Below are 18,959 nucleotides of genomic sequence, written 5' to 3'. Positions count from 1 at the left end.
TTCAGGTCTCCCCGGCTGAAATCGACCGATCTCGCCTCTCGTTTCTCACCAGGACTTCTTCGTGACATCAATGCTGGCCTGGCGCCGCTTCGTGTTTGCGCTCATGCTGCCGGCTTTGCCGGTGGCAAGCAGCAGCGTGGCTTGCGCATCCGAGACAATCGAGCTCGCGCAGACGCAGCCACAAGCCCAGCCGGCACCCGCCCCCTCCCCGACGCCCTCCGCCTCGCCGGCGCCGGCCGCGGACGCACAACCCGCCGCCGTCGAGCCGATCGGCAACGTGGCAACCGTCACGGGGATCGCGACCGTGATCCGCGACAAGAATTCCTATCCGCTGCGCGTGCGCGACGACATCTATCTCAACGACGTGGTGCAGACCTCGTCGAACTCTTCGCTTGGCATTACCTTCGACGACGCGACCACGTTCAATCTCTCCGCCAGCTCGAAGATCACCATCGACAATTACGTCTACGAGGACGGCGGCAAGCAGAACTCCGCGATCTTCGACGTCGGCAAGGGCACGGTCGCCTTCGTCGCGGCTGCCGTGGCGAAGACCGGCGACATGAAGATCACGACACCAACCGCGACGCTCGGCATCCGCGGCACCACCGGCGTCGTCGACGTGCCCGAAGGCGCGGCGGCGAGCAATGCCCGCAACGTCAACATCAAGCTCTATCCCGATGCCGACGGCCGCGTCGGCCACATCGACGTCGACGACCGCAGCAGCGGCACGCGGCTCGGCGCGCTGACGCAAGGCGCGAGCGGCTTTGCGATCCGGCCCGGCGCGGCCGCTGCTGGAATCATGCGCTTCGCCGCGGTGCCGATCACGATTCCCGCCCAGCAGATCGCGCGCGACCGTGGCTTTGTCGGCCAGGTGCATCTGGCGCAGACTACCGGACGCCAGATCGTCACCGAGCAGCGCGACTTCCGCCGCGCCAATCCGACCGCGCTCAGCCGCATTCCGCGGCCGGCGCAGCCGCCGCAACAACAGCAATTGCGGCCGGCGACCGCACCTGGCCAGCAGCCACAGCGGCCGAACGGCCAGCCCGATCAGAACATCCGTCCGGGCCAGCAGCAACCTGGCACGCCGGGTCGGCAAGGCGCCCAGCCGCCGCAACGGCAAGGACAAGGCGGCGCCGTGCAACCGGGCACACCGCGTGCAGGCCAGGGTCAGCAACAACAGGGCCAACGGCAACGCGGTCAGCAGCAAGGCGCAGGACAACCGGCCGGAATCCCGCGCACCGGACCAGGCACGCCGCCCGGCGGCGCGCCGCAGACACAGCCGGCACGCACCGGCCAGCCTAACGTGCAACCCCGCGGGACCCTGCCGCCGCAGCCGGCTACGACACCGCAGCCGCAAACTCCGCGAACCGGCATGCAGCCGGGCCAACCGCCCGCGGCTCAACAGCCGGGCGTGCAGCGACCGGGCGGCTTCCAGCAGCGCCTCCCCACCGCACCACGCCCCGCCGCGCCGCGCAGGCCGACGCCGCCACCGAAGGAGAAGGAGCGGCGGTGATAATGAGCTCCGCTCTCTCCTCCGTCTTTGCGAGAGAGCTAGGGATCCAATGATCATACCAACTCGCGGATGTCTCCAAACCCGCAAGCAGAATCTCGTGAAAACAACTCACGCCTCGCCGCGCAGCCAGGCTTTCACCTTCTGCAGCAGACCATGCCGCAACTCGTCGACGGAGGCGGCTTCGGCCGGCGTCAAAGTTTGCAGCGTTGCATCGATATCGTCGGCCGCGAGCGTCGGCGTCGGCTCGGGCGCGGGAGACGACGCCAGCCCCGCTGCCGCAAGCGCGATCGGGCCGATCTGGGTCAGGAAGGCGCGCTCGTATTCTCGCGACAGGCGCGCAAGCGCGTCGTCGAGCGTCAGCCAGTCGACCGCCTTGATGTCGTTCATCAGCTTGCGGACTGGACCGCCCGCAGCTTCCATGCGCCAGAAATGCACGACCTTGGAGCGCCCGCCGGACTGGTAGACCAGCGTGCCCAGGAATTCATGGATGGCAACCTCATGCCCGGTTTCCTCGAGCACCTCGCGGTGCGCCGCCTGTTTTGGTGTCTCGCCGTCGTCGAGCTTGCCCTTGGGCAAAACCCATTCGTTGCGTTTGCGCTGGCGCACGACCGCGATCAGCGGCGGCGCACCACGCCGCAGCACAATACCACCCGCCGCCATGACCGGCGCCCGCGCCATCACTTAAATCCGTGTCGATCTGTCGTCCCCGCCGGGGATATACGCTGCGGGGACGGCGGATTGAAGGCTATCTTCTCCTCAACAGTGCTTGACCGGCGCGAATGCGCGTGCCCTCGGCAATCCCGTCGCAGAAGGTGAAATCGCCGGGCGCGAGGATGATGATGGTCGAGCCGTGCTCGAACCAGCCGAGCTCCTCGCCCTTGGTCACATCGACGTCGCAGGGGAAATTGACCGGGCCGCGGGACTGCGCGTTCAGCACCAAGTCGAGGAAGTGCAGCCGGATGCTCGCAACCAGGATCGCGGCGACCGGCACCAGCGTCACGGCTTCGCCGGTCGACAGATTCGTCCGGATCACCGCGCGCTCGTTCTTGCAGAACAGACGTTCGACCCGCTTCAGCGCGATCGGGTTGACGTTCCAGACATCGCCATGGATCAGCGTGACCCGCTCGATATGCGCGTCAAACGGCGCATGGAAGCGGTGATACATGCTCGAGGTCAGCCGCAGCGTGACGAAGGAGCCGTTGCGGTGCTGGTCGACCAGCGCCGAATCGCCGAGCAGGTCGAGCAGCGAATAGGGCGCGCCCTTGACCTGAAACAGCTCGGTGTCGGCGATCCGGCCATGCGCCCCGACGATGCCGTCCGACGGACTGGCGACGACGGACGGATCCGGATCAAAGGGACGCAGGCCCGGCTTGAGCTCCCGGGTGAAGCAATCGTGCAGGCTCGTGAAATGATCCTTCCGCGCCTCCGACAGATCGAGGTCGGAGAACAGCTTCCACAGCGCGATCGAGGCGTCCCGCACCAGCGGGTTCTCGACCTTGGAGAACCAGCCCATGAAGCGGGTCAGGGCCGCGCGGGGGATGCGGTTGGTCAACAGGAAGTTGAGGTCTTCCTGCTGGGTGAAAGAGGCGATGAGGGCTTTGACTGTCATGAATCTGTCAGCTCGCAGTATTAGCGCTTGTTGTCATGGAAACGACACTCCCGATTCTCTCAATGTCCGTGGCCGCCGCAGCGTCTGCTGCCGCCGTCTTCCCGAAGATCAAGGCGCGGGTCGAACTGTCCCGCGCCAAGCACCGCTCGCTCGCCGGGCACTCCAAGATGTCGCGGCGGGTGGCAAAGCTGCTGCCGTTCTACGAGTTCGAAGGCGACAGATATTTCGGCTGCGACGGCGCGCCTGATGACGTGGTGGCGCAGCGCAAGGACGCCTTCTTCCGCCTCGCCAGGCTTTACGCCGAGCGCTACCCCAAGGGCCGCGCGATGACGAAGGAAGCGGCGGAAACGATTTCCGACCTGCACTTCACCGAAACCTATCGCGTGCCGTTCCAGTTCTCGCGCCTGGTCCGCGAGCACCTGGGCACTTCGACCTTCATGGACTCCTCGAGCGGCGTCACCGTCACCGATGTCGACGGCAACACCTCGTACGATCTGACGGGGTCCTACGGCGTCAACATCTTCGGCAACGACTTCTACAAGGAGTGCATCGAGGGCGCCGAGAAGCGCGCGCATGCGCTGGGTCCCGTGCTCGGCCCCTATCATCCCGTCATCCTCGACAACGTGCAGCGGCTCTGCCGGATCTCCGGCCTCGACGAAGTCTCCTTCCACATGTCCGGCACCGAAGCCGTGATGCAGGCGGTGCGGCTGGCGCGCTACCACACCAAGCGCACGCATCTGGTTCGTTTCGCCGGCGCCTATCACGGCTGGTGGGGCGACGTGCAGCCCGGCGTCGGCAATCCTATCCCTGCGCACGAGACCTACACCCTCGCCGAGATGTCGGAGAAGACGCTGCACGTGCTGCGCACCCGCCGCGACATCGCCTGCGTGCTCGTCAACCCGCTGCAAGGCCTGCATCCGAACGGCAACGCGCCCGGCGATTCCTCGCTGGTGGACTCGTCCCGCGGGGGCAATTTCGATCGCGCGGCCTACACCGAATGGCTCGCGAGGCTGCGCGACGTCTGCACCGAGCGCGGCATCGTGCTGATCTTCGACGAAGTCTTCGTCGGCTTCCGTCTCGCCGCCGGCGGCGCCCAGGAATATTTCGGCGTCAAGGCCGACATGGTGACCTACGGCAAGAGCCTCGCCGGCGGCCTGCCGGTCGGCGTCGTCTGCGGCAAGAAGGACTTGATGCGCCGCTTCCGCGACGATCGTCCGGCCGACATCTGCTTTGCCCGCGGCACCTTCAACTCGCACCCCTACGTCATGACGGCGATGGACGAGTTTTTGAGCCGGCTCGCCAGCCCAAATTTCCGCGCCGTCTATGACGAGCTCGAGGAGACCTGGAACGGCCGCGCCGAGAGGCTCAACCGGATGATGACCGACGCCGGCCTGCCGGTGCGGTTCGCAAACTTCTCGTCGATCTGGACGGTGAAATACACCACGCCGTCCCGCTACAACTGGATGCTGCAATATTACCTGCGCGCCGAAGGCCTGGCGCTGAGCTGGGTCGGCACGGGACGGCTGATCTTCAGCCTCAACTACACCGACGCCGATTTCACCGAGGTCGCCGAGCGTTTCGTCCGCGCCGCCCAAAAGATGAAGGCCGACGGCTTCTGGTGGCACGACGGCGTGCTCACCAACAAGCAGATCAAGCGGCAGATCCTGAAAGAGATGCTGACTAGGCGCCTCGGGCGCTGAAGCTTTCCTCGCCAACGCCGTCATGGCCGGGCTTGTCCCGGCCATCCACGTGCTTCCACACGACGGCCCCAAGACGTGGATGCCCGGGACAAGCCCGGGCATGACGTAACCATCAGACATCGGAGTGTTGGCTCTGCGCAACGCTCAGGCGTGCTGCTCTTCGAGCGTGGGCTCGCCGATGAGACCCAGCGTGTGCTCGGGATTGAGGTGCAGGCCAGGGTCCATCAGCTCGCCGCGCATCAAGGCGAGCGGCGCGCTGCGATACAGCATCAGATCGTGGAAGGGGTCGGTCAGGATCTTGGTCATCCAGACGAGGCCGGTCTCGACGTCGCGGATGAAGAACAGGTGCACGGTGCGGAACAGCAGACCGCCGCCGCCGACCACGAGCCAGATCTTGGCAACCTGCCGCATGAAGTCGGTCGCGCTCGCCCAGGGGGTAAACAGTCCGAACAGCGTGGGATCGGCGAACAGCACCAGCGGCGAAGCTGCCCAGATCGCCATCAGCACCACCTTGCGCTGAAGGTTGTAGCCGACCTTGATCTCTTCCTTGTGCTCGTGGGTGGCCTGGTTGATGTGATCGTAGCCGTGCGGCTCGAAGAAGAAATGACCGGCCTGGCGCGAGGTCATCGAGACCAGCCATCCGACCAGCGCGGAGACGACGGGGTCGATGAACAGCCACACATAGGCGAAGAGAAAGCTCAGCGCGCTGATGAAGTGCAGGCTCTGATTGATGCGGCTGTGGTGATAGTAGCGATGGTCGTCCCAGCGCTGTATCCGCAGCTGCTCGAGATAATTCTTGATCATGCTCTCCCCCAAAATGCTTTCGGGTCCGGGATTACAGGGATTCGATGTAGGCCGTGTGACATCATCATTTTGTCATGTGACGGTGTGCAGCGGCGCGATGACGCACGCGAGGCGCGAGCTTCAGCTCACGCTGCTTTCGCGACGTCGACCTTGCGGAAGCGCACCAGCGAGAAATGGCCGAGCGGCGGAATCAGGCGGCGCTCGGCGAGCTCCATGCCATGGGCGCCGGCCAGCCATTTGGCATAGCGCGACCAGGCGAACTCGGCGGTGCGGAAGCCGAGCGGGCGCACCACCGGCTGAAGTTTCTGCTCGATGAAGCGGCGCATGCCGGCATCGGCGCTGACGCGGGTGAGGATGATCAGCTCGCCGCCCGGACGCAGGACGCGGGCGAATTCGTCGAGCGCCTTTTCCGGGTTTGGTACGGCGGTGACGACATATTGCGCCATCACGACGTCGAAGGAGTTATCGGGGAATTCCAGCTTCTCGGCGTCCATCACCGCGAGGCCTTCGACGTTCTTCAGCTTACCCTCGGCGACGCGCTGGCGCGCCTTGTCCAGCATCGCCTCCGAGATGTCGGTGCCGAAGATGCGCAGGTTGGGCGCATAGAGCGGCAGCGAGATGCCGGTGCCGACGCCGACCTCGAGCACGCGGCCGCCGATCTTGTTGGTGGCCGCGATCGCAGCCTGCCGGCCCTTGGCGAACACGCCGCCGAACACGAGATCGTAGACGGGCGCCCAGCGATCGTAAGCCTGCTCGACCGTGCCGCGGGTGAGATCGAGCTGCTGGGTGCCGTCAAGGTTCATGATCTTAGCCATCGATGAGTTTCTCGCTGTGGTTCAAAGAAGGGATCAGCCGCGTACCGGCCGCCGCGCCATCCGAGGCGAGGCGCGCAAGACGCGGCTGGGCTGAAGTGACGTGAGGTTGCCGACGAACTGGCGCGCGCTGTTTTCCCAGGAGCGCTCCAGCGCGAAGTTGCGGCAGGTCTCGCGCGACATGGTGAGCGCGCGCAGGCACGCGGACCGCAGATCATGATCGATCGCACCGATCGGATGATTGGCGATGACATCCTTCGGCCCCGTCACGGGGAACGCCGCGACCGGCGTGCCGCAGGCCAGCGCCTCCAGTTGCACCACGCCGAACGTATCGGTCAGGCTTGGAAACACGAACACATCGGCGGCGGCGAGATGCGCGGTGAGATCTGCGCCCTTCTTCTCGCCGAGGAAGACGACGTCCGGGTATTTCTTCTCGAGCGCCGCCTTCTGCGGGCCGTCGCCGACGACGACCTTGGTGCCGGGCAGGTCGAGCGAAAGAAACGCTTCGAGATTCTTCTCAACCGCGACCCGGCCCATGGTCATGAAGATCGGACGCGGCAGATCGAGCCGCGCCGGAGAGTCGGGATGAAACAGCTCGGTGTTGACGCCACGCGTCCAGAAGCCGAGCCGCTTGAAGCCGCGCTCGGCGAGTTCCTGCCGCAGCGACGGCGTCGCGACCATGGTCATCGCGGCGGCATCGTGGAAGTGGCGCAGCACGGCATAACCGACGGCAGCGGGGATGCCGGTCCGCACCGCAACATATTCGGGAAAGCGCGTGGTGTAGGACGTGGTGAAGGCAAGCCGGTTGCGGCGGCAATAGGCCCGCGCCGCCCAGCCGATCGGGCCTTCGGTCGCGATGTGAAGAGCGTCGGGTGCGGCCTTCTCGATCCGCCGCGCGATCTCCTTTCCGCTCGGCAGCGCAATGCGCAGGCCCGGATAGGTCGGCAGCGGCCAGGACGGAAGGCCCTCCGGCGTCAGGAAGTCGATCTCGACATCGAGGGCTTTTGCGGCATTCGCCAGCGAGGTCAGGGTGCGGACCACACCGTTAACCTGGGGATGCCAGGCGTCAGTCGCGATTAATACCCGCATGGGAAAATCCCGAGAGTTTGATGATTCTCGGTTTCCGACCATCAACGAAGGATATTTCAAGCGTGTGACGTCACAGAAGTGTCGGCCCACCGTTTTGTTCGTTAACGGGCACCTGCGGCCACGAAACTGTCATGAAACAATCCTTTCAGCGACGAAACCGTTTTCGGTTTTCGGCGCAAATGTCCCGAAACGTTTTGCCGTTAGTGATCCAGGCAACGGAGCACCGCAATGGTGCCGCGGTGGCCGAAGCCACCGAGCGAACAGGGGCGATCACATGTTCAAGCTGGACACGTTCAGGATTTTTTCGCGCGCCGCTGCTTGCGGCGCAGTCGCGATCTCCGCGATCGCATTCGCGGGTGCAGCCAAGGCCGCGCCGGTGCAGCTCTTCCCCTTCTTCCAGCCGCTGCCGCCGTTCGCCGCGCCGCAGCCGCTCCAGCCCTATCAGCCCTACCAGGCGCCGACCTATCAGACCGAGCCGTCCGACGATCAGGACGCCGTGGAGATGCCGGCGCGCTTCCGCCGCCAGACCGTCTCCTACGCGACGCGCGAGGCGCCGGGCACCATCATCATCGATACGCCCAACACCTATCTCTATTATGTGCTCGGCAACGGCCAGGCGCTGCGTTACGGCATCGGCGTCGGCCGCGATGGCTTCACCTGGTCGGGCACGCAATCGGTGACCCGCAAGGCCGAGTGGCCGGCCTGGACTCCGCCGCCGGAAATGATCGCCCGCCAGCCCTATCTGCCGCGCCACATGGCCGGTGGTCCCGGCAACCCGCTCGGTGCCCGCGCCATGTATCTCGGCGGCACCATCTACCGCATCCACGGCACCAATGCCCCCGACACGATCGGCAAGCGCGTCTCCTCCGGCTGCATCCGCTTGACCAATGAGGACGTTTCCGACCTCTACTCCCGCGTCAACGTCGGCACCAAGGTGATCGTGCTGCCGATGACGGAACGCCGCGCGGACCTCGGTGCTGCGCCGCGCTAACGCCGACAGGACATTGTGACGCAAACGGCCTCGGAACCTACCGGGGCCGTTTCCGTTTGCCCTCGACATTCTGGCGCGCTCGCGTGTTGCGGCGCGAACTCCGAGAGAGGCGCAGATGCAATCACGCCTGCCGACACCACGAAGTTCATGGCTGTGCACGATCGCGGCCGCCGGAGCGGTGACACTGCTTCTCTCCACCCCCTCCTCGCTGGCGCAGCAGCCTGCGGGCGACGAGGCGGCCCACCAGGCCTTCAACAATTCCTGCCGCACCTGCCATTCCGTGAAGGAAGGCGACAACCGCCTTGGCCCCAACCTCAACAAGATCCTGGGACGCAAGGCCGGCTCGCTGCCGGACTACAATTATTCGTCCGCAATGAAGGATGCCGGCTTCGTCTGGGACCAGGACAAGCTCACGCGCTTCATGGTCAAGCCCGACGAGGTGGTGTCAGGCAACAAGATGCAGCCTTATGGCGGCATCTCGGCCGAGGAAGCGGCGAAGGTGGCGGCCTATTTGCAGAGGGCGGGCGGCCAATAGGGTCGCGGCGCCGCGATGAGGCTTGCATGGGAAATCGCAGCGCATCCTTCGAGACGCCCGCCTGCGGCGAGATCCTCAGGATGAGGGCTGAGTGCGCGGTAACACTCTTGCTGCGGCACGACTGCCAGTTAGCCTCATCCTGAGGAGCGCGCCCTTGCGCGCGTCTCGAAGGACGAGGCGTTCACTCCGACGGCAGCCGCTCCGCGATCAGCCTCAGCCACGCTGCCGAATGAAATGCGCTCATCAGCAGATACATCGGCACCATCCCGCCGAGCACTGAGCCGTGCCCGGCGGCACACAGCATGTCCTCCGGGCCGCTACCGATCATGGCCGTCAGCACGGCCATGATCGCGAAGGTCGGCGTGGCGGCCAGCCCAAGCCACCCGGCGAGACGGCGCGCCGCCGCCACGCCGTCGCGGCCAGTGCCGGCAGTTATGCTGACGGGACTAGTCACGCCCTTCCGCCGCCTCCTCGCGAAAGGCCTTCTCGCCGGCCTCGGAGATCTCGACCCATTTTTGGTCGGGCGCAGCCCCTTCCGTATAGCTGTCGTGCCAGTTCCACCATTTGTAGGTCGGTGTCTGCGGATAGCCCTTCGGCGAATCCTCCCAGACCTCCTGGCGGCCGAGCGGGGTGATATCGAGATAGTTCCAGGTGCCGCCCATCTGCTCGTCGCCGCGGCTCTTGACGAAATAGGTGCGAAAGATGCGCGCCCCGTCATGGTAGAACACGTTCGTGCCATGCCATTCGTCGACGCCGAAATCGGCGTCGAAGCTGTCGGTGACGGTGACCCACGGCATGGTCCAGCCCATCCGCTTCTTCAGCCTGATGATGTCGGCCTGCGGCGCGCGCGAGGCGAACACCAGCGTGGTGTCGCGGGCATTCAGATGCGAGACATGGGCAACCTGGTCGGCCACCATGGAGCAGCCGCGGCAGGCGTGATCGGGCCAGCCGAACACGCCGGGCTCGAAGAAGGCACGGTAGACGATCAGCTGCCGCCGGCCCTGGAACAGATCGACCAGACTGACCTTGCCGCCGGGCCCCTCGAAGGCATAGGTTTTGGCAACTTCCATCCACGGCATGCGCCGGCGCTCGGCAGCCAGGGCGTCGCGGGCACGGGTGTGCGCCTTTTCCTTCACAAGCAGTCGCTGACGGGCCGCCTCCCAGTCCTGCGGCGAGACCACCGGCGGCGTTTGCATGGCGGTCTGTCCGTCCGTCGCTGCGTTGTCTATTGATGTCATCATGGCTCTCCAAACCTCTTGCTCGACGTCCTGCCAACGAATTCTGGCACCTCGCGGTCGCGCGGTGGGAGTAACAAGTGTGGCGGGATTGACATGGAGTCGCTGATCAATGCCGCAGCGCGTGCGCTCGAGGCCGGCGATCCGCTCGGCGCGCTGAACCGCGTCGCGTTGCGCAACGACGCGCCGTCGCTGGCGCTGCGCGGCATCGCGATGGCGCAGCTCGGCGACCTCGCAAAGGCGAAGACGCTGCTGCGAAGCGCGGCACGCGCGTTCGGTCCGCGCGAGGCGGTGGCGCGCGCGAGATGCGTGGTGGCCGAAGCCGAGATTGCGCTGGTCTCGCGCGATCTGGGTTGGCCGGCGAAAACGCTTGCTGCGGCCCGGGCGACGCTCGAAAAACACGGCGATGTCGCCAATGCCACGCATGCCGGCCACATCGAGGCACGCCGACTCGTTCTCGTGGGACAACTCGACGAAGCCGAGCGTATCCTCGCCGAGCTCAGCCCCTCCCCACTGCCGCCTGCCTCGCAGGTCGTCCGTGAGCTCGTGGTCGCCGGCATCGCGATACGGCGGCTCAGAACCAAGGACGCGCGCGCAGCGCTTGCCCGGGCGGCTCGGGCAGCGCGCCTCGCAGGCATTGCTGGACTCGCAGCCGAGGTCGAGAGCACGAGCAGGTGCTCGATACGCCGGCCGCGCGCCTGATCACGCGTGGCGACGAACGTCCGTTGCTGCTGGAGCAGGTCGAGCAGCTCGCGGCTTCGGACGCACTCGTCGTGGACACCTTCCATCATGCGGTGCGCCGGCGGGGCACGATCGTATCGCTCGGGACCCGCCCGGTGCTGTTCGCGCTCGCCCGCATCCTGGCGCAAGCCTGGCCCGCGGACGTCACGCGCGAGGCGCTGATGGCAGCGGCGTTTCGGGCGAGGCACGCCGATGGATCGCACCGCGCACGCCTGCGGGTGGAGATCGGCCGGCTGCGCGCCAAGCTCAGGCCACTCGCCGATGTGGCCGCGACGAAGCAGGGTTTTGCACTGACGCCGCGCAAGACACGGCAGGTCCTGGTGCTGGCGCGGCCCGTCGAGGAGAAGCACGCGGCTGTTCTCGCCTTCCTCTCCGATGGCGAGCCGTGGTCGAGCTCGGCGCTCGCGCTGGCGCTCGGGACCAGCGCGCGCACGGTGCAGCGGGCGCTCGACGAGCTGGCGCGATCGAACAAGGTGCAGTCGTTCGGACATGGGCGGGCGCGGCGCTGGATGATGCCGCCCGTCCCGGGTTTCCCGACAGGCTTGTTACTCCCGGGACCGCTCCTGAAGACATAAGGTATGAGCACATCACAGGGAGCGAGCACATGAAGCGTTCAGCCGCCGAGATCGTCAGGGAGTACGGACCTTTTGCCGGCGTCGAAGCCGTGCATGGCGTCACCTATGACGGTACCCACGTCTGGTTCGCATCCGGCGACAAATTGAATGCGGTCGATCCGGAAAGCGGCAAGGTCGCGCGCTCCCTCGATGTCGCGGCCCATGCGGGAACGGCGTTCGACGGACGGCACCTGTTCCAGATCGCAGAGGATCGCATCCAGAAGATCGACGCCGCCTCGGGCAAGCTGCTCACCAGCATTCCGGCGCCGGGCGGAGGCGGCGATTCCGGATTGGCCTGGGCCGAGGGCTCGCTGTGGGTCGGGCAATATCGCGAGCGTAAGATCCACCAGGTCGATCCGGATACGGGGAAGGTGCTTCGCACCATTGAGAGCAAGCGCTTCGTGACCGGGGTGACCTGGGTCGACGGCGAACTTTGGCACGGCACCTGGGAAGGCGAGGACAGCAATATCAGGCGGATCGACCCGGAAACCGGCAAAGTGCTCGAGCAGCTCGACCTGCCTGCCGGGACGATGGTGTCGGGGTTGGAGTCCGACGGCGGCGACCGCTTCTTCTGCGGCGGCGGCGCTAACGGCAATGTGAGAGCGGTCCGCCGTCCCCGGCGCGGCTAGCTTCGCAATTAACGATCCGAACACGCGGCAACGGCGCGTTCGCAACCGTTAACCCATTCGCCCCATTTCCACCCCATCGCTGCGCTCTAGCGCCCTCCTCGCCCGCCCTGTAGAATCCCTGCCGGGGCGGCCTGGGGGATCGATGCGACTGACGTTGAATCTGAAGACCATCATGATCGCCGTCGCGGTTCTCGCGGCGTCGTTCTTCATCAGCTTGAAGGCGATGGATTGGCTGTCGCCGCGCGCGACGAATTCGGCGCCGCCCGTGGCGCAATTGCCGCCGCTGCCGCCGGCGTCGAAGAGTTCGATCGTGGTGGCGCCGGTCGCCATCGCGCTGTCGGCGATCCGCGAACAGGCCGAGAAGGCCGCGCCGCGCAATTTCGCAGGGAAGGCAGACAATCCGATCTCGCAGATCCTCGAGAACGCCGACATCGGCTGGACCGCTGTGCGCGGACCGATGGCGGCTGCCGGTGACAAGGACGTGCTGACGATCTCGACGCCGCTCAACGGCAAGCTGAACGTCACCGGCTCGCTGTCCTCGAAAGCCACGGGCGCGCTCGGCGAAGCGCTCGGCAGCGTGCTCGGCGGTGACGCGGCGAAACGGATCGGCGCGGTCAACATCAAGAATTTGAACGCCAGCGCCGAGATCAAGGGAAACGTCATCGTCACCTCGCGCCCGAAGCTCGCGGCCAACTGGCATCTCGAGCCCAATCTCGGCGCGCAGGTCAATCTCGGCGACACCAACCTCAATGTCTCCGGCGCCAGGGTCAACGTGCCGGCGCAGGTGAAGCCCCTGATCGACAAGAATGTCGGCGAGCAGATCAACATTGTTTCCGAGCGCATCCGCAACGATCCCTCCCTGCGCGAGAACGCGAAGCTGCAATGGGCCAAGGCCTGCCGCTCGATCCCGCTGCAGGGCTCGGGCGCATCGGCCGCACTGCCGCCGCTCTGGCTGGAGATGAAGCCGATCCGTGCCATCGCCGCGCAGCCGCGGGTCGATGCCCAGGCCGTCACGCTACTGATGGGCCTCGAGGCGGAGACGCGCGTGACCTCGACGCAGACCAAGCCGGACTGCCCGTTCCCCGACAAGATCTCGATCGTGCCGCCGACCGGCACGGGCGTGAACATCGGCGTGCCGATCGACGTGCCCTTCACCGAGATCAACAAGCTCATTGCAGCGCAAATGGTCGGCCGCACCTATCCCGAGGACGGCTCCGGTCCGGTCGACGTGACCGTCAAGGGTGTCACCGTGGTCCCGTCGGGCGAGCGCCTGCTGATCTCGCTGCTGGTACGCGCCAAGGAAAAGAAGAGCTGGCTTGGTCTCGGCGCCGAGGCGACCGTGCACATCTGGGGCCGGCCGGTGCTCGACCAGGCACAGCAGACGCTGCGGCTCACCGACATCCAGCTCGCGGTCGAGTCCGAAGCGGCCTTCGGACTGCTCGGCGCGGCGGCGCGCGCGGTGGTGCCGCAGATGCAGCAGGCACTGCTGCAGAGAGCCACGCTCGACCTGAAGCCGATTGCCGCCAACGCACGCGAGAAGATCGCTGGCGTCATCGCCGACTTCCAGAAAAGCGAGGACGGCGTCAAGGTCGACGCCAAAATCGACAGCCTGACGCTGGCCGACATCGCCTTCGATTCCAGGACGCTGCGCGTGGTGGCAGAAGCCGGTGGCTCGCTGAATGTGTTTGTGAGCAAGCTATCGGGGATGTAGCGCACGCTCGCGTGCCGCAGGACTATCGCATTCGAGATTCCTCCTTGCGGCCATCCTTCGAGACGCCCGCCGTTGGCGGGCTCCTCAGGATGAGGACGGAGCGCACAACGGTAGTTTCAACGGGCACCCATGCTGATGAGCCTCATCCTGAGGAGGCGCGAAAGCGCCGTCTCGAAGGACGAGGCGGGCACGCTGGATGTCGTCGCAAGTCATAAGTCCGCCTCTTCGTCGGTTGCGTCGCTGGCATTCTGATCGGAGGATGCTAAGCTGTCCGTCGCAACCTCGAATGAGGTTCTGACAGCACGAGAGTGGGCAAGTCGAGGTCAACATGGAAGCCGGCATGGTCACGCCTGAGCCGGCACTGGTGCGATTTTCCGGCATTCAGAAGACCTATGATGGCGAGCATCTCGTGGTGAAGAACCTCGATCTCGACATCAGGAAGGGCGAGTTCATCACCCTGCTCGGCCCCTCGGGCTCGGGCAAGACGACCACGCTGATGATGCTGGCCGGCTTCGAGGTTCCGACCCAGGGCGAGATTTACCTGGCAGGCCGGCCGATCAAGAACATGCCCCCGCACAAGCGCGATATCGGCATGGTGTTCCAGAACTATGCCCTGTTTCCGCACCTGACGATCGCGGAGAACATCGCCTTCCCGCTATCCGTTCGCAACACCAGCAAGGCTGACGTGCAGGAACGCGTCGGCTCGGCGCTGCGCATGATCAAGATGGAAACTTTGGCGCACCGGCGGCCCGGACAACTGTCCGGCGGCCAGCAGCAGCGCGTGGCATTGGCCCGCGCGCTGGTCTTCAATCCGCAACTCGTGCTGATGGATGAGCCGCTCGGCGCCCTTGACAAGCGGCTGCGCGAGCAGATGCAGCTGGAGATCAAGCAATTGCACGAGACGATGGGCATCACCGTCGTCTACGTCACCCACGATCAGAGTGAAGCGCTCACGATGTCGGACCGCATCGCCGTGTTCAACGACGGCATCGTGCAGCAGATCGACAAGCCCGACGCGCTGTATGAGCACCCGGTGAACAGCTTCGTCGCCCATTTCATTGGCGAAAACAACGTGCTTTCAGGCACCGTCGAGACGGTCGACAAGGTTTATTGCCGAGTCGCGCTGGCCGGCGGCGGCGGCACCGTCACCGCTCGGGCAATCAATGTGTCAGGCGCAGGCGCGTCGACGTCCCTGTCGGTACGGCCGGAGCGGATCGCCATCGTCCCGGACGGCGCCGCCAGTGATGGACCAAACCGGCTGCCGGCCAAGGTGCAGAACACCATCTATCTCGGCGACCACGCGCTGGCCGTGCTCGATGTCGCGGGGAATGCCGAGTTCATGGTCAAGCTTCCGCCGGGCGCACATGACAGCCTGTCACATGGTGCAGACGTGTTCGTCACCTTTCGCCCCGAGGACTGCCTCGCTCTCGATCCGGTCTGAATCGGCAATCAACATCGACGCAACTCATATGAAGAAGGAACAAGGACCATGCTGAAGCGCAAGATTGGCAAGATTGCTCTGGCTTTGACCGCGGCCTTCGCCGCCAGCGCCGCGCTGGCCACCGTCGCCCAGGCGCGTGATCTCACGATCGTGTCGTGGGGCGGGGCCTATCAGGATGCCCAGAAGAAGGTCTATTTCGAGCCGTTCAAGAAGGCGGCCGGAATTGCAATGAACGACGAGTCATGGGACGGCGGCGTCGGCGTGCTGCGCGCCAAAGTGCAAGGCGGCGCCGCCACGTGGGACGTCGTCCAGGTCGAGAGCGACGAACTTGCGGTCGGCTGCGAGGAAGGCCTGTTCGAGAAGCTGGACTACACCAAGATCGGCGGCGAGGCCGCCTACATCCCGCCGTCGGTCAATCCGTGCGGCGTCGGTGCCATCCTCTACGACTTCGTTCTCGGCTACGACAAGGACAAGCTGAAGGAGGCCCCGAAGGGCTGGGCCGACTTCTTCGACACCAAGAAAATTCCTGGCAAGCGCGCCTTGCGTCAGGGCCCGAAGACCACGCTCGAGATCGCACTGATGGCCGATGGCGTCGCGCCGAAGGACGTCTACAAGGTGCTGGCGACCGACGAGGGCATCGAGCGCGCCTTCAAGAAGCTCGACACCATCAAGGGCGACATCGTCTGGTGGAAGGCCGGCGCCCAGCCGCCGCAACTGCTCGCCTCCGGTGAGGTGACGATGACCTCGGTGTACAATGGCCGCATCGATACCGCGAACAAGAACGAGAAGAAGAATTTCGGCATGGTGTGGGACGGCGCGCTGTTCACGCTTGACAGCTGGGTCATCCTCAAGGGCAGCCCGAACAAGGACGCCGCCTACAAGTTCCTGGACTTTGTCGGCAAGGCGGAGAACCAATCGAAACTGTCGGAGAACATTGCCTACGGTACTTCGAACAAGGACGCAGCCGCTCTGATCGCGCCTGCCGTTCTGAAGGACCTGCCGACGGCGCCCGACAACATCAAGAACGCGGTCGAGATCAACGTTGCCTTCTGGCTCGAGAACATCGACCGCCTGACCGGGCGCTTCAACAAATGGGCCGCGAAATAGAGCCGCCCGCAGCGCGGGCGGAGGGAAACGTGGCGACTGGCTCGTCTGCGGCGCATCCTTCGAGACGCCCGCCTATGGCGGGCCCTCAGGATGAGGTCTGAGTTTTTGGCAACGACTCTACAGGCACCAATGTCAATGAGCCTCATCCTGAGGAGACCGCGAAGCGGTCGTCTCGAAGGACGAGGCGCTTGCTCAGGCCGCGCGTCAAAGAGGCTCTCGTCATGACGACCGCGTCCGTTACCGGCGCCGATGCCAAGCCCGCGGTGTCGCTCAGGCGGCGCCTGAAGCAGGCCGAACGCGCGCGCCAGCTCAAGGCATTGGCACTCGTCGCGCCGCTTCTCGTCTTCCTGCTCTTCACCTTCGCAGGCCCGATCGCCGGCATGCTGTGGCGCGCGGTCGATGACCGCGAGGTGCGCCAGGTTCTGCCGCAGACGGTGGCGGCGCTCGCCGGTTGGGACGGCAAGGACCTGCCGAATGAAGACGCCTTTGCTGCGCTCGCAAGCGATATCCTCGCGGCGCGCGCCGCCGGCACCATCGCGATCGCAGCCAAGCGGCTGAACTACGCGCTGAACGGCTTTCGCACGATCCTGACCAGCACGGCACGCAACCTGAAGGCCGTGCCGGAGCGAGGGGCCGCGAAGGAGACGCTGGGCAAGATCAATGCGGCCTGGCGCGAACGTGCGACATGGACGACGATCAAGGACGCCGGCGGCCCCCTCACCGGCTTCTACCTTCTGTCCGCGCTCGACCTGACGCGGAACGTCGACGGCGCGATCATCGCAGCTCCGCCGGACCAGGCGATCTACCGCGAGGTCTTCACCCGCACCTTCGTCATCAGTCTCAGCGTCACCGTCCTCTGCCTGATGCTCGGCTTTCCGGTGGCCTATTTGCTTGCGACGCTGCCGCCTGCCAGATCGAACCTGCTGATGATCTTCGTCCTGCTGCCGTTCTGGACATCGCTGCTGGTTCGCACCTGCGCCTGGATCGTGCTGTTGCAGAGCAAGGGCGTCGTGAACGACAGCCTGCAATGGCTCGGCATCATCGACCAGCCGCTGCGGCTGATCTACAACCGCTTCGGCGTCTGCGTCGCGATGACCCACGTGCTGCTGCCGTTCATGATCCTGCCGCTCTACAGCAGCATGAAAGCGATCTCGCCGGCCTACATGCGCGCCGCCGCCTCGCTCGGCGCGCCACCGGTCACAGCCTTCTTGAGGATCTACTTGCCGCAGACGCTGCCCGGCATTGGCGCCGGAAGCCTGCTCGTCTTCATCCTGGCGCTCGGCTATTACATCACGCCCGCACTCGTCGGCGGCGCCGCCGACCAGATGATCAGCTACTTCATCGCGCTCTACACCACCGAGACCGCGAATTGGGGACTCGCATCGGCGCTTGGGGCGTTGCTGCTGCTAGCCACCCTTCTGCTGGCACTTGTCTACGGTAAGCTGGTGCAGGGGCAGCAGGTCACGGGAGGTATAAAGAATTGAGCGACAATGCCTCCTTGCGCACGCCCGGCCAGCGCATTGCGTGGACCGGGACCATCGTCGTCTCCACGTTGGTTTTCATCTTCCTGATCACGCCGATCCTGGCGATCATGCCGCTGTCCTTCAGCTCGGGCTCGTATCTGACCTATCCGCTGCCCGGCCTGTCGTTGCGCTGGTACGACGACTTCATCACATCGCCGCGCTGGATGAACGCACTGAAGAACAGCATGATCATCGGCGTCGCTTCGACGGCGCTGTCCATGGTGCTCGGCACGCTGGCCGCGCTGGGGCTGGCGCAGTGGAAGAGCCGGTTCAAACCGCTCGTGCTCGCGTTCGTGCTGTCCCCGGTGGTTGTGCCTGGCGTCATCACGGCGGTCGGCCTGTATTTCTTCTTCGCGCCGATCGGACTGACCGGCAGCTATCTCGGCCTGATCCTGGCCCATACCGCACTGGCGACGCCTTTCGTTGTGATCACGGTCGGCGCCACGCTGCAAAGCTTCGACACCAATCTGGCACGCGCCGCCGCCTCGCTCGGCGCCTCGCCAATCTACGCGTTCCGCCGCGTGATCCTGCCGCTGATCCTGCCCGGCCTCGCCTCAGGCGCGCTATTCGCCTTCGCGACCAGCTTCGACGAGGTCGTGATCGTGCTGTTCATGGCCGGTCCGGAACAACGCACTCTGCCGCGCGAAATGTTCAGCGGCATCCGTGAGAACATCAGCCCGACCATCACGGCAGCGGCGGTGATCCTGACGACGGTCTCGGTGATCCTCCTCGCGACTCTGGAAGGCCTGCGCCGACGCAACGAGCGGCTGAAAGGCACCAGCGCCTGATAGGCCCTCTGTCATTCCGGGGCGCACGCAGCGCGAGCCCGGAATCCATCGGGCCACAGCGCCGGTGGATGAATGGAAACTCCGATGCGCAAATGCGCATCGAGGCGCACGCCGGAT

17 protein-coding genes and 1 pseudogene are annotated in these 18,959 nt (G+C 65.4%); 11 read left to right on the top strand and 7 right to left on the bottom strand.

What is annotated here, in order from left to right; all coding sequences use genetic code 11:
• The first annotated feature begins 70 nt into the window (after window positions 1-70).
• Window positions 71-1,513, top strand: coding sequence for a FecR family protein (locus JQ580_RS18330; protein ID WP_212281715.1), 1,443 nt, complete (start codon window positions 71-73; stop codon window positions 1,511-1,513).
• 108 nt (window positions 1,514-1,621) lie between these two features.
• On the opposite strand, the gene JQ580_RS18325 is transcribed toward JQ580_RS18330, so the two are convergent.
• Window positions 1,622-2,191, bottom strand: a complete 570-nt coding sequence (locus JQ580_RS18325) for an NUDIX hydrolase (protein ID WP_212281446.1) — start codon at window positions 2,189-2,191, stop codon at window positions 1,622-1,624.
• A 67-nt stretch (window positions 2,192-2,258) separates the two neighbouring features.
• Window positions 2,259-3,122: an archaetidylserine decarboxylase gene (gene asd / locus JQ580_RS18320; protein WP_212281445.1), complete on the bottom strand. Its 864-nt coding sequence runs from the start codon at window positions 3,120-3,122 to the stop codon at window positions 2,259-2,261.
• 35 nt (window positions 3,123-3,157) lie between these two features.
• On the opposite strand from asd, the gene JQ580_RS18315 reads away from it, so the two are divergent.
• A complete protein-coding gene (locus JQ580_RS18315) occupies window positions 3,158-4,822 on the top strand; it encodes an aminotransferase class III-fold pyridoxal phosphate-dependent enzyme (RefSeq protein ID WP_212281444.1) in 1,665 nt (554 codons plus the stop codon).
• 144 nt (window positions 4,823-4,966) lie between these two features.
• Here the strand turns inward: JQ580_RS18315 and JQ580_RS18310 are convergent, their stop codons facing one another.
• The 3 genes from JQ580_RS18310 to JQ580_RS18300 all read right to left on the bottom strand — a co-directional run bounded on the left by JQ580_RS18310 (window position 4,967) and on the right by JQ580_RS18300 (window position 7,527).
• Window positions 4,967-5,626, bottom strand: coding sequence for a hypothetical protein (locus JQ580_RS18310; protein WP_212281443.1), 660 nt, complete (start codon window positions 5,624-5,626; stop codon window positions 4,967-4,969).
• Between the two features lie 125 nt (window positions 5,627-5,751).
• Entirely contained in the window at window positions 5,752-6,441 is a 690-nt protein-coding gene (locus tag JQ580_RS18305; protein WP_097663141.1) for a class I SAM-dependent methyltransferase, read from the bottom strand.
• Between the two features lie 33 nt (window positions 6,442-6,474).
• A complete protein-coding gene (locus JQ580_RS18300; RefSeq protein ID WP_212281442.1) occupies window positions 6,475-7,527 on the bottom strand; it encodes a glycosyltransferase family 4 protein in 1,053 nt (350 codons plus the stop codon).
• 274 nt (window positions 7,528-7,801) lie between these two features.
• Between JQ580_RS18300 and JQ580_RS18295 the strand changes: the two genes are divergently transcribed.
• Together JQ580_RS18295 and JQ580_RS18290 are read left to right on the top strand one after the other, a co-directional pair.
• Window positions 7,802-8,518 carry a L,D-transpeptidase gene (locus JQ580_RS18295; protein WP_212281441.1) on the top strand — a complete coding sequence of 239 codons (717 nt, stop codon included), beginning with the start codon at window positions 7,802-7,804 and terminating at the stop codon, window positions 8,516-8,518.
• A 115-nt stretch (window positions 8,519-8,633) separates the two neighbouring features.
• Window positions 8,634-9,053, top strand: coding sequence for a c-type cytochrome (locus tag JQ580_RS18290; RefSeq protein WP_212281440.1), 420 nt, complete (start codon window positions 8,634-8,636; stop codon window positions 9,051-9,053).
• Window positions 9,054-9,234: 181 nt separating this feature from the next.
• Here the strand turns inward: JQ580_RS18290 and JQ580_RS18285 are convergent, their stop codons facing one another.
• A complete protein-coding gene (locus JQ580_RS18285; protein WP_212281439.1) occupies window positions 9,235-9,507 on the bottom strand; it encodes a hypothetical protein in 273 nt (90 codons plus the stop codon).
• Window positions 9,500-10,291, bottom strand: a complete 792-nt coding sequence (locus JQ580_RS18280) for a DUF899 domain-containing protein (RefSeq protein WP_409363214.1) — start codon at window positions 10,289-10,291, stop codon at window positions 9,500-9,502. The genes JQ580_RS18285 and JQ580_RS18280 overlap by 8 nt, the downstream gene beginning before the upstream one ends.
• A gap of 93 nt (window positions 10,292-10,384) precedes the next feature.
• On the opposite strand from JQ580_RS18280, the pseudogene JQ580_RS18275 reads away from it, so the two are divergent.
• The 7 genes and pseudogenes from JQ580_RS18275 (at window position 10,385) to JQ580_RS18245 (ending at window position 18,842) form a co-directional block, all read left to right on the top strand.
• Window positions 10,385-11,604, top strand: a pseudogene (locus tag JQ580_RS18275) (helix-turn-helix domain-containing protein).
• 29 nt (window positions 11,605-11,633) lie between these two features.
• A complete protein-coding gene (locus tag JQ580_RS18270) occupies window positions 11,634-12,272 on the top strand; it encodes a Vgb family protein (protein WP_212281437.1) in 639 nt (212 codons plus the stop codon).
• A gap of 142 nt (window positions 12,273-12,414) precedes the next feature.
• Window positions 12,415-13,983 (top strand): DUF4403 family protein, encoded by a 1,569-nt coding sequence (locus tag JQ580_RS18265; RefSeq protein ID WP_212281436.1) that lies wholly within the window; start codon window positions 12,415-12,417, stop codon window positions 13,981-13,983.
• Between the two features lie 328 nt (window positions 13,984-14,311).
• Window positions 14,312-15,424: an ABC transporter ATP-binding protein gene (locus tag JQ580_RS18260; RefSeq protein ID WP_212281435.1), complete on the top strand. Its 1,113-nt coding sequence runs from the start codon at window positions 14,312-14,314 to the stop codon at window positions 15,422-15,424.
• A 48-nt stretch (window positions 15,425-15,472) separates the two neighbouring features.
• Window positions 15,473-16,531, top strand: a complete 1,059-nt coding sequence (locus JQ580_RS18255) for an ABC transporter substrate-binding protein (protein ID WP_212281434.1) — start codon at window positions 15,473-15,475, stop codon at window positions 16,529-16,531.
• A 221-nt stretch (window positions 16,532-16,752) separates the two neighbouring features.
• Window positions 16,753-18,015, top strand: coding sequence for an ABC transporter permease (locus JQ580_RS18250; RefSeq protein ID WP_212281433.1), 1,263 nt, complete (start codon window positions 16,753-16,755; stop codon window positions 18,013-18,015).
• Entirely contained in the window at window positions 18,012-18,842 is an 831-nt protein-coding gene (locus tag JQ580_RS18245; RefSeq protein ID WP_212281432.1) for an ABC transporter permease, read from the top strand. The genes JQ580_RS18250 and JQ580_RS18245 overlap by 4 nt, the downstream gene beginning before the upstream one ends.
• Window positions 18,843-18,959: the final 117 nt, after the last annotated feature.

It is taken from the genome of Bradyrhizobium sp. SZCCT0148 (assembly GCF_018129985.1).
Lineage (GTDB): Bacteria > Pseudomonadota > Alphaproteobacteria > Rhizobiales > Xanthobacteraceae > Bradyrhizobium > Bradyrhizobium japonicum_H.
The sequence above is the reverse complement of the archived record's forward strand: the minus strand, read 5'-3'. Positions and strand labels throughout refer to the sequence as shown.

Excerpts from the sequence above, each read along its gene's own strand:
- JQ580_RS18330 (WP_212281715.1), top strand. The coding sequence starts at position 71 with ATGCTGGCCTGGCGCCGCTTCGTGTTTGCGCTCATGCTGCCGGCTTTG.
- JQ580_RS18325 (WP_212281446.1), bottom strand. The coding sequence starts at position 2,191 with ATGGCGCGGGCGCCGGTCATGGCGGCGGGTGGTATTGTGCTGCGGCGT.
- asd (WP_212281445.1), bottom strand. The coding sequence starts at position 3,122 with ATGACAGTCAAAGCCCTCATCGCCTCTTTCACCCAGCAGGAAGACCTC.
- JQ580_RS18315 (WP_212281444.1), top strand. The coding sequence starts at position 3,158 with ATGGAAACGACACTCCCGATTCTCTCAATGTCCGTGGCCGCCGCAGCG.
- JQ580_RS18310 (WP_212281443.1), bottom strand. The coding sequence starts at position 5,626 with ATGATCAAGAATTATCTCGAGCAGCTGCGGATACAGCGCTGGGACGAC.
- JQ580_RS18305 (WP_097663141.1), bottom strand. The coding sequence starts at position 6,441 with ATGGCTAAGATCATGAACCTTGACGGCACCCAGCAGCTCGATCTCACC.
- JQ580_RS18300 (WP_212281442.1), bottom strand. The coding sequence starts at position 7,527 with ATGCGGGTATTAATCGCGACTGACGCCTGGCATCCCCAGGTTAACGGT.
- JQ580_RS18295 (WP_212281441.1), top strand. The coding sequence starts at position 7,802 with ATGTTCAAGCTGGACACGTTCAGGATTTTTTCGCGCGCCGCTGCTTGC.
- JQ580_RS18290 (WP_212281440.1), top strand. The coding sequence starts at position 8,634 with ATGCAATCACGCCTGCCGACACCACGAAGTTCATGGCTGTGCACGATC.
- JQ580_RS18280 (WP_409363214.1), bottom strand. The coding sequence starts at position 10,291 with ATGACATCAATAGACAACGCAGCGACGGACGGACAGACCGCCATGCAA.
- JQ580_RS18270 (WP_212281437.1), top strand. The coding sequence starts at position 11,634 with ATGAAGCGTTCAGCCGCCGAGATCGTCAGGGAGTACGGACCTTTTGCC.
- JQ580_RS18265 (WP_212281436.1), top strand. The coding sequence starts at position 12,415 with ATGCGACTGACGTTGAATCTGAAGACCATCATGATCGCCGTCGCGGTT.
- JQ580_RS18260 (WP_212281435.1), top strand. The coding sequence starts at position 14,312 with ATGGAAGCCGGCATGGTCACGCCTGAGCCGGCACTGGTGCGATTTTCC.
- JQ580_RS18255 (WP_212281434.1), top strand. The coding sequence starts at position 15,473 with ATGCTGAAGCGCAAGATTGGCAAGATTGCTCTGGCTTTGACCGCGGCC.
- JQ580_RS18250 (WP_212281433.1), top strand. The coding sequence starts at position 16,753 with ATGACGACCGCGTCCGTTACCGGCGCCGATGCCAAGCCCGCGGTGTCG.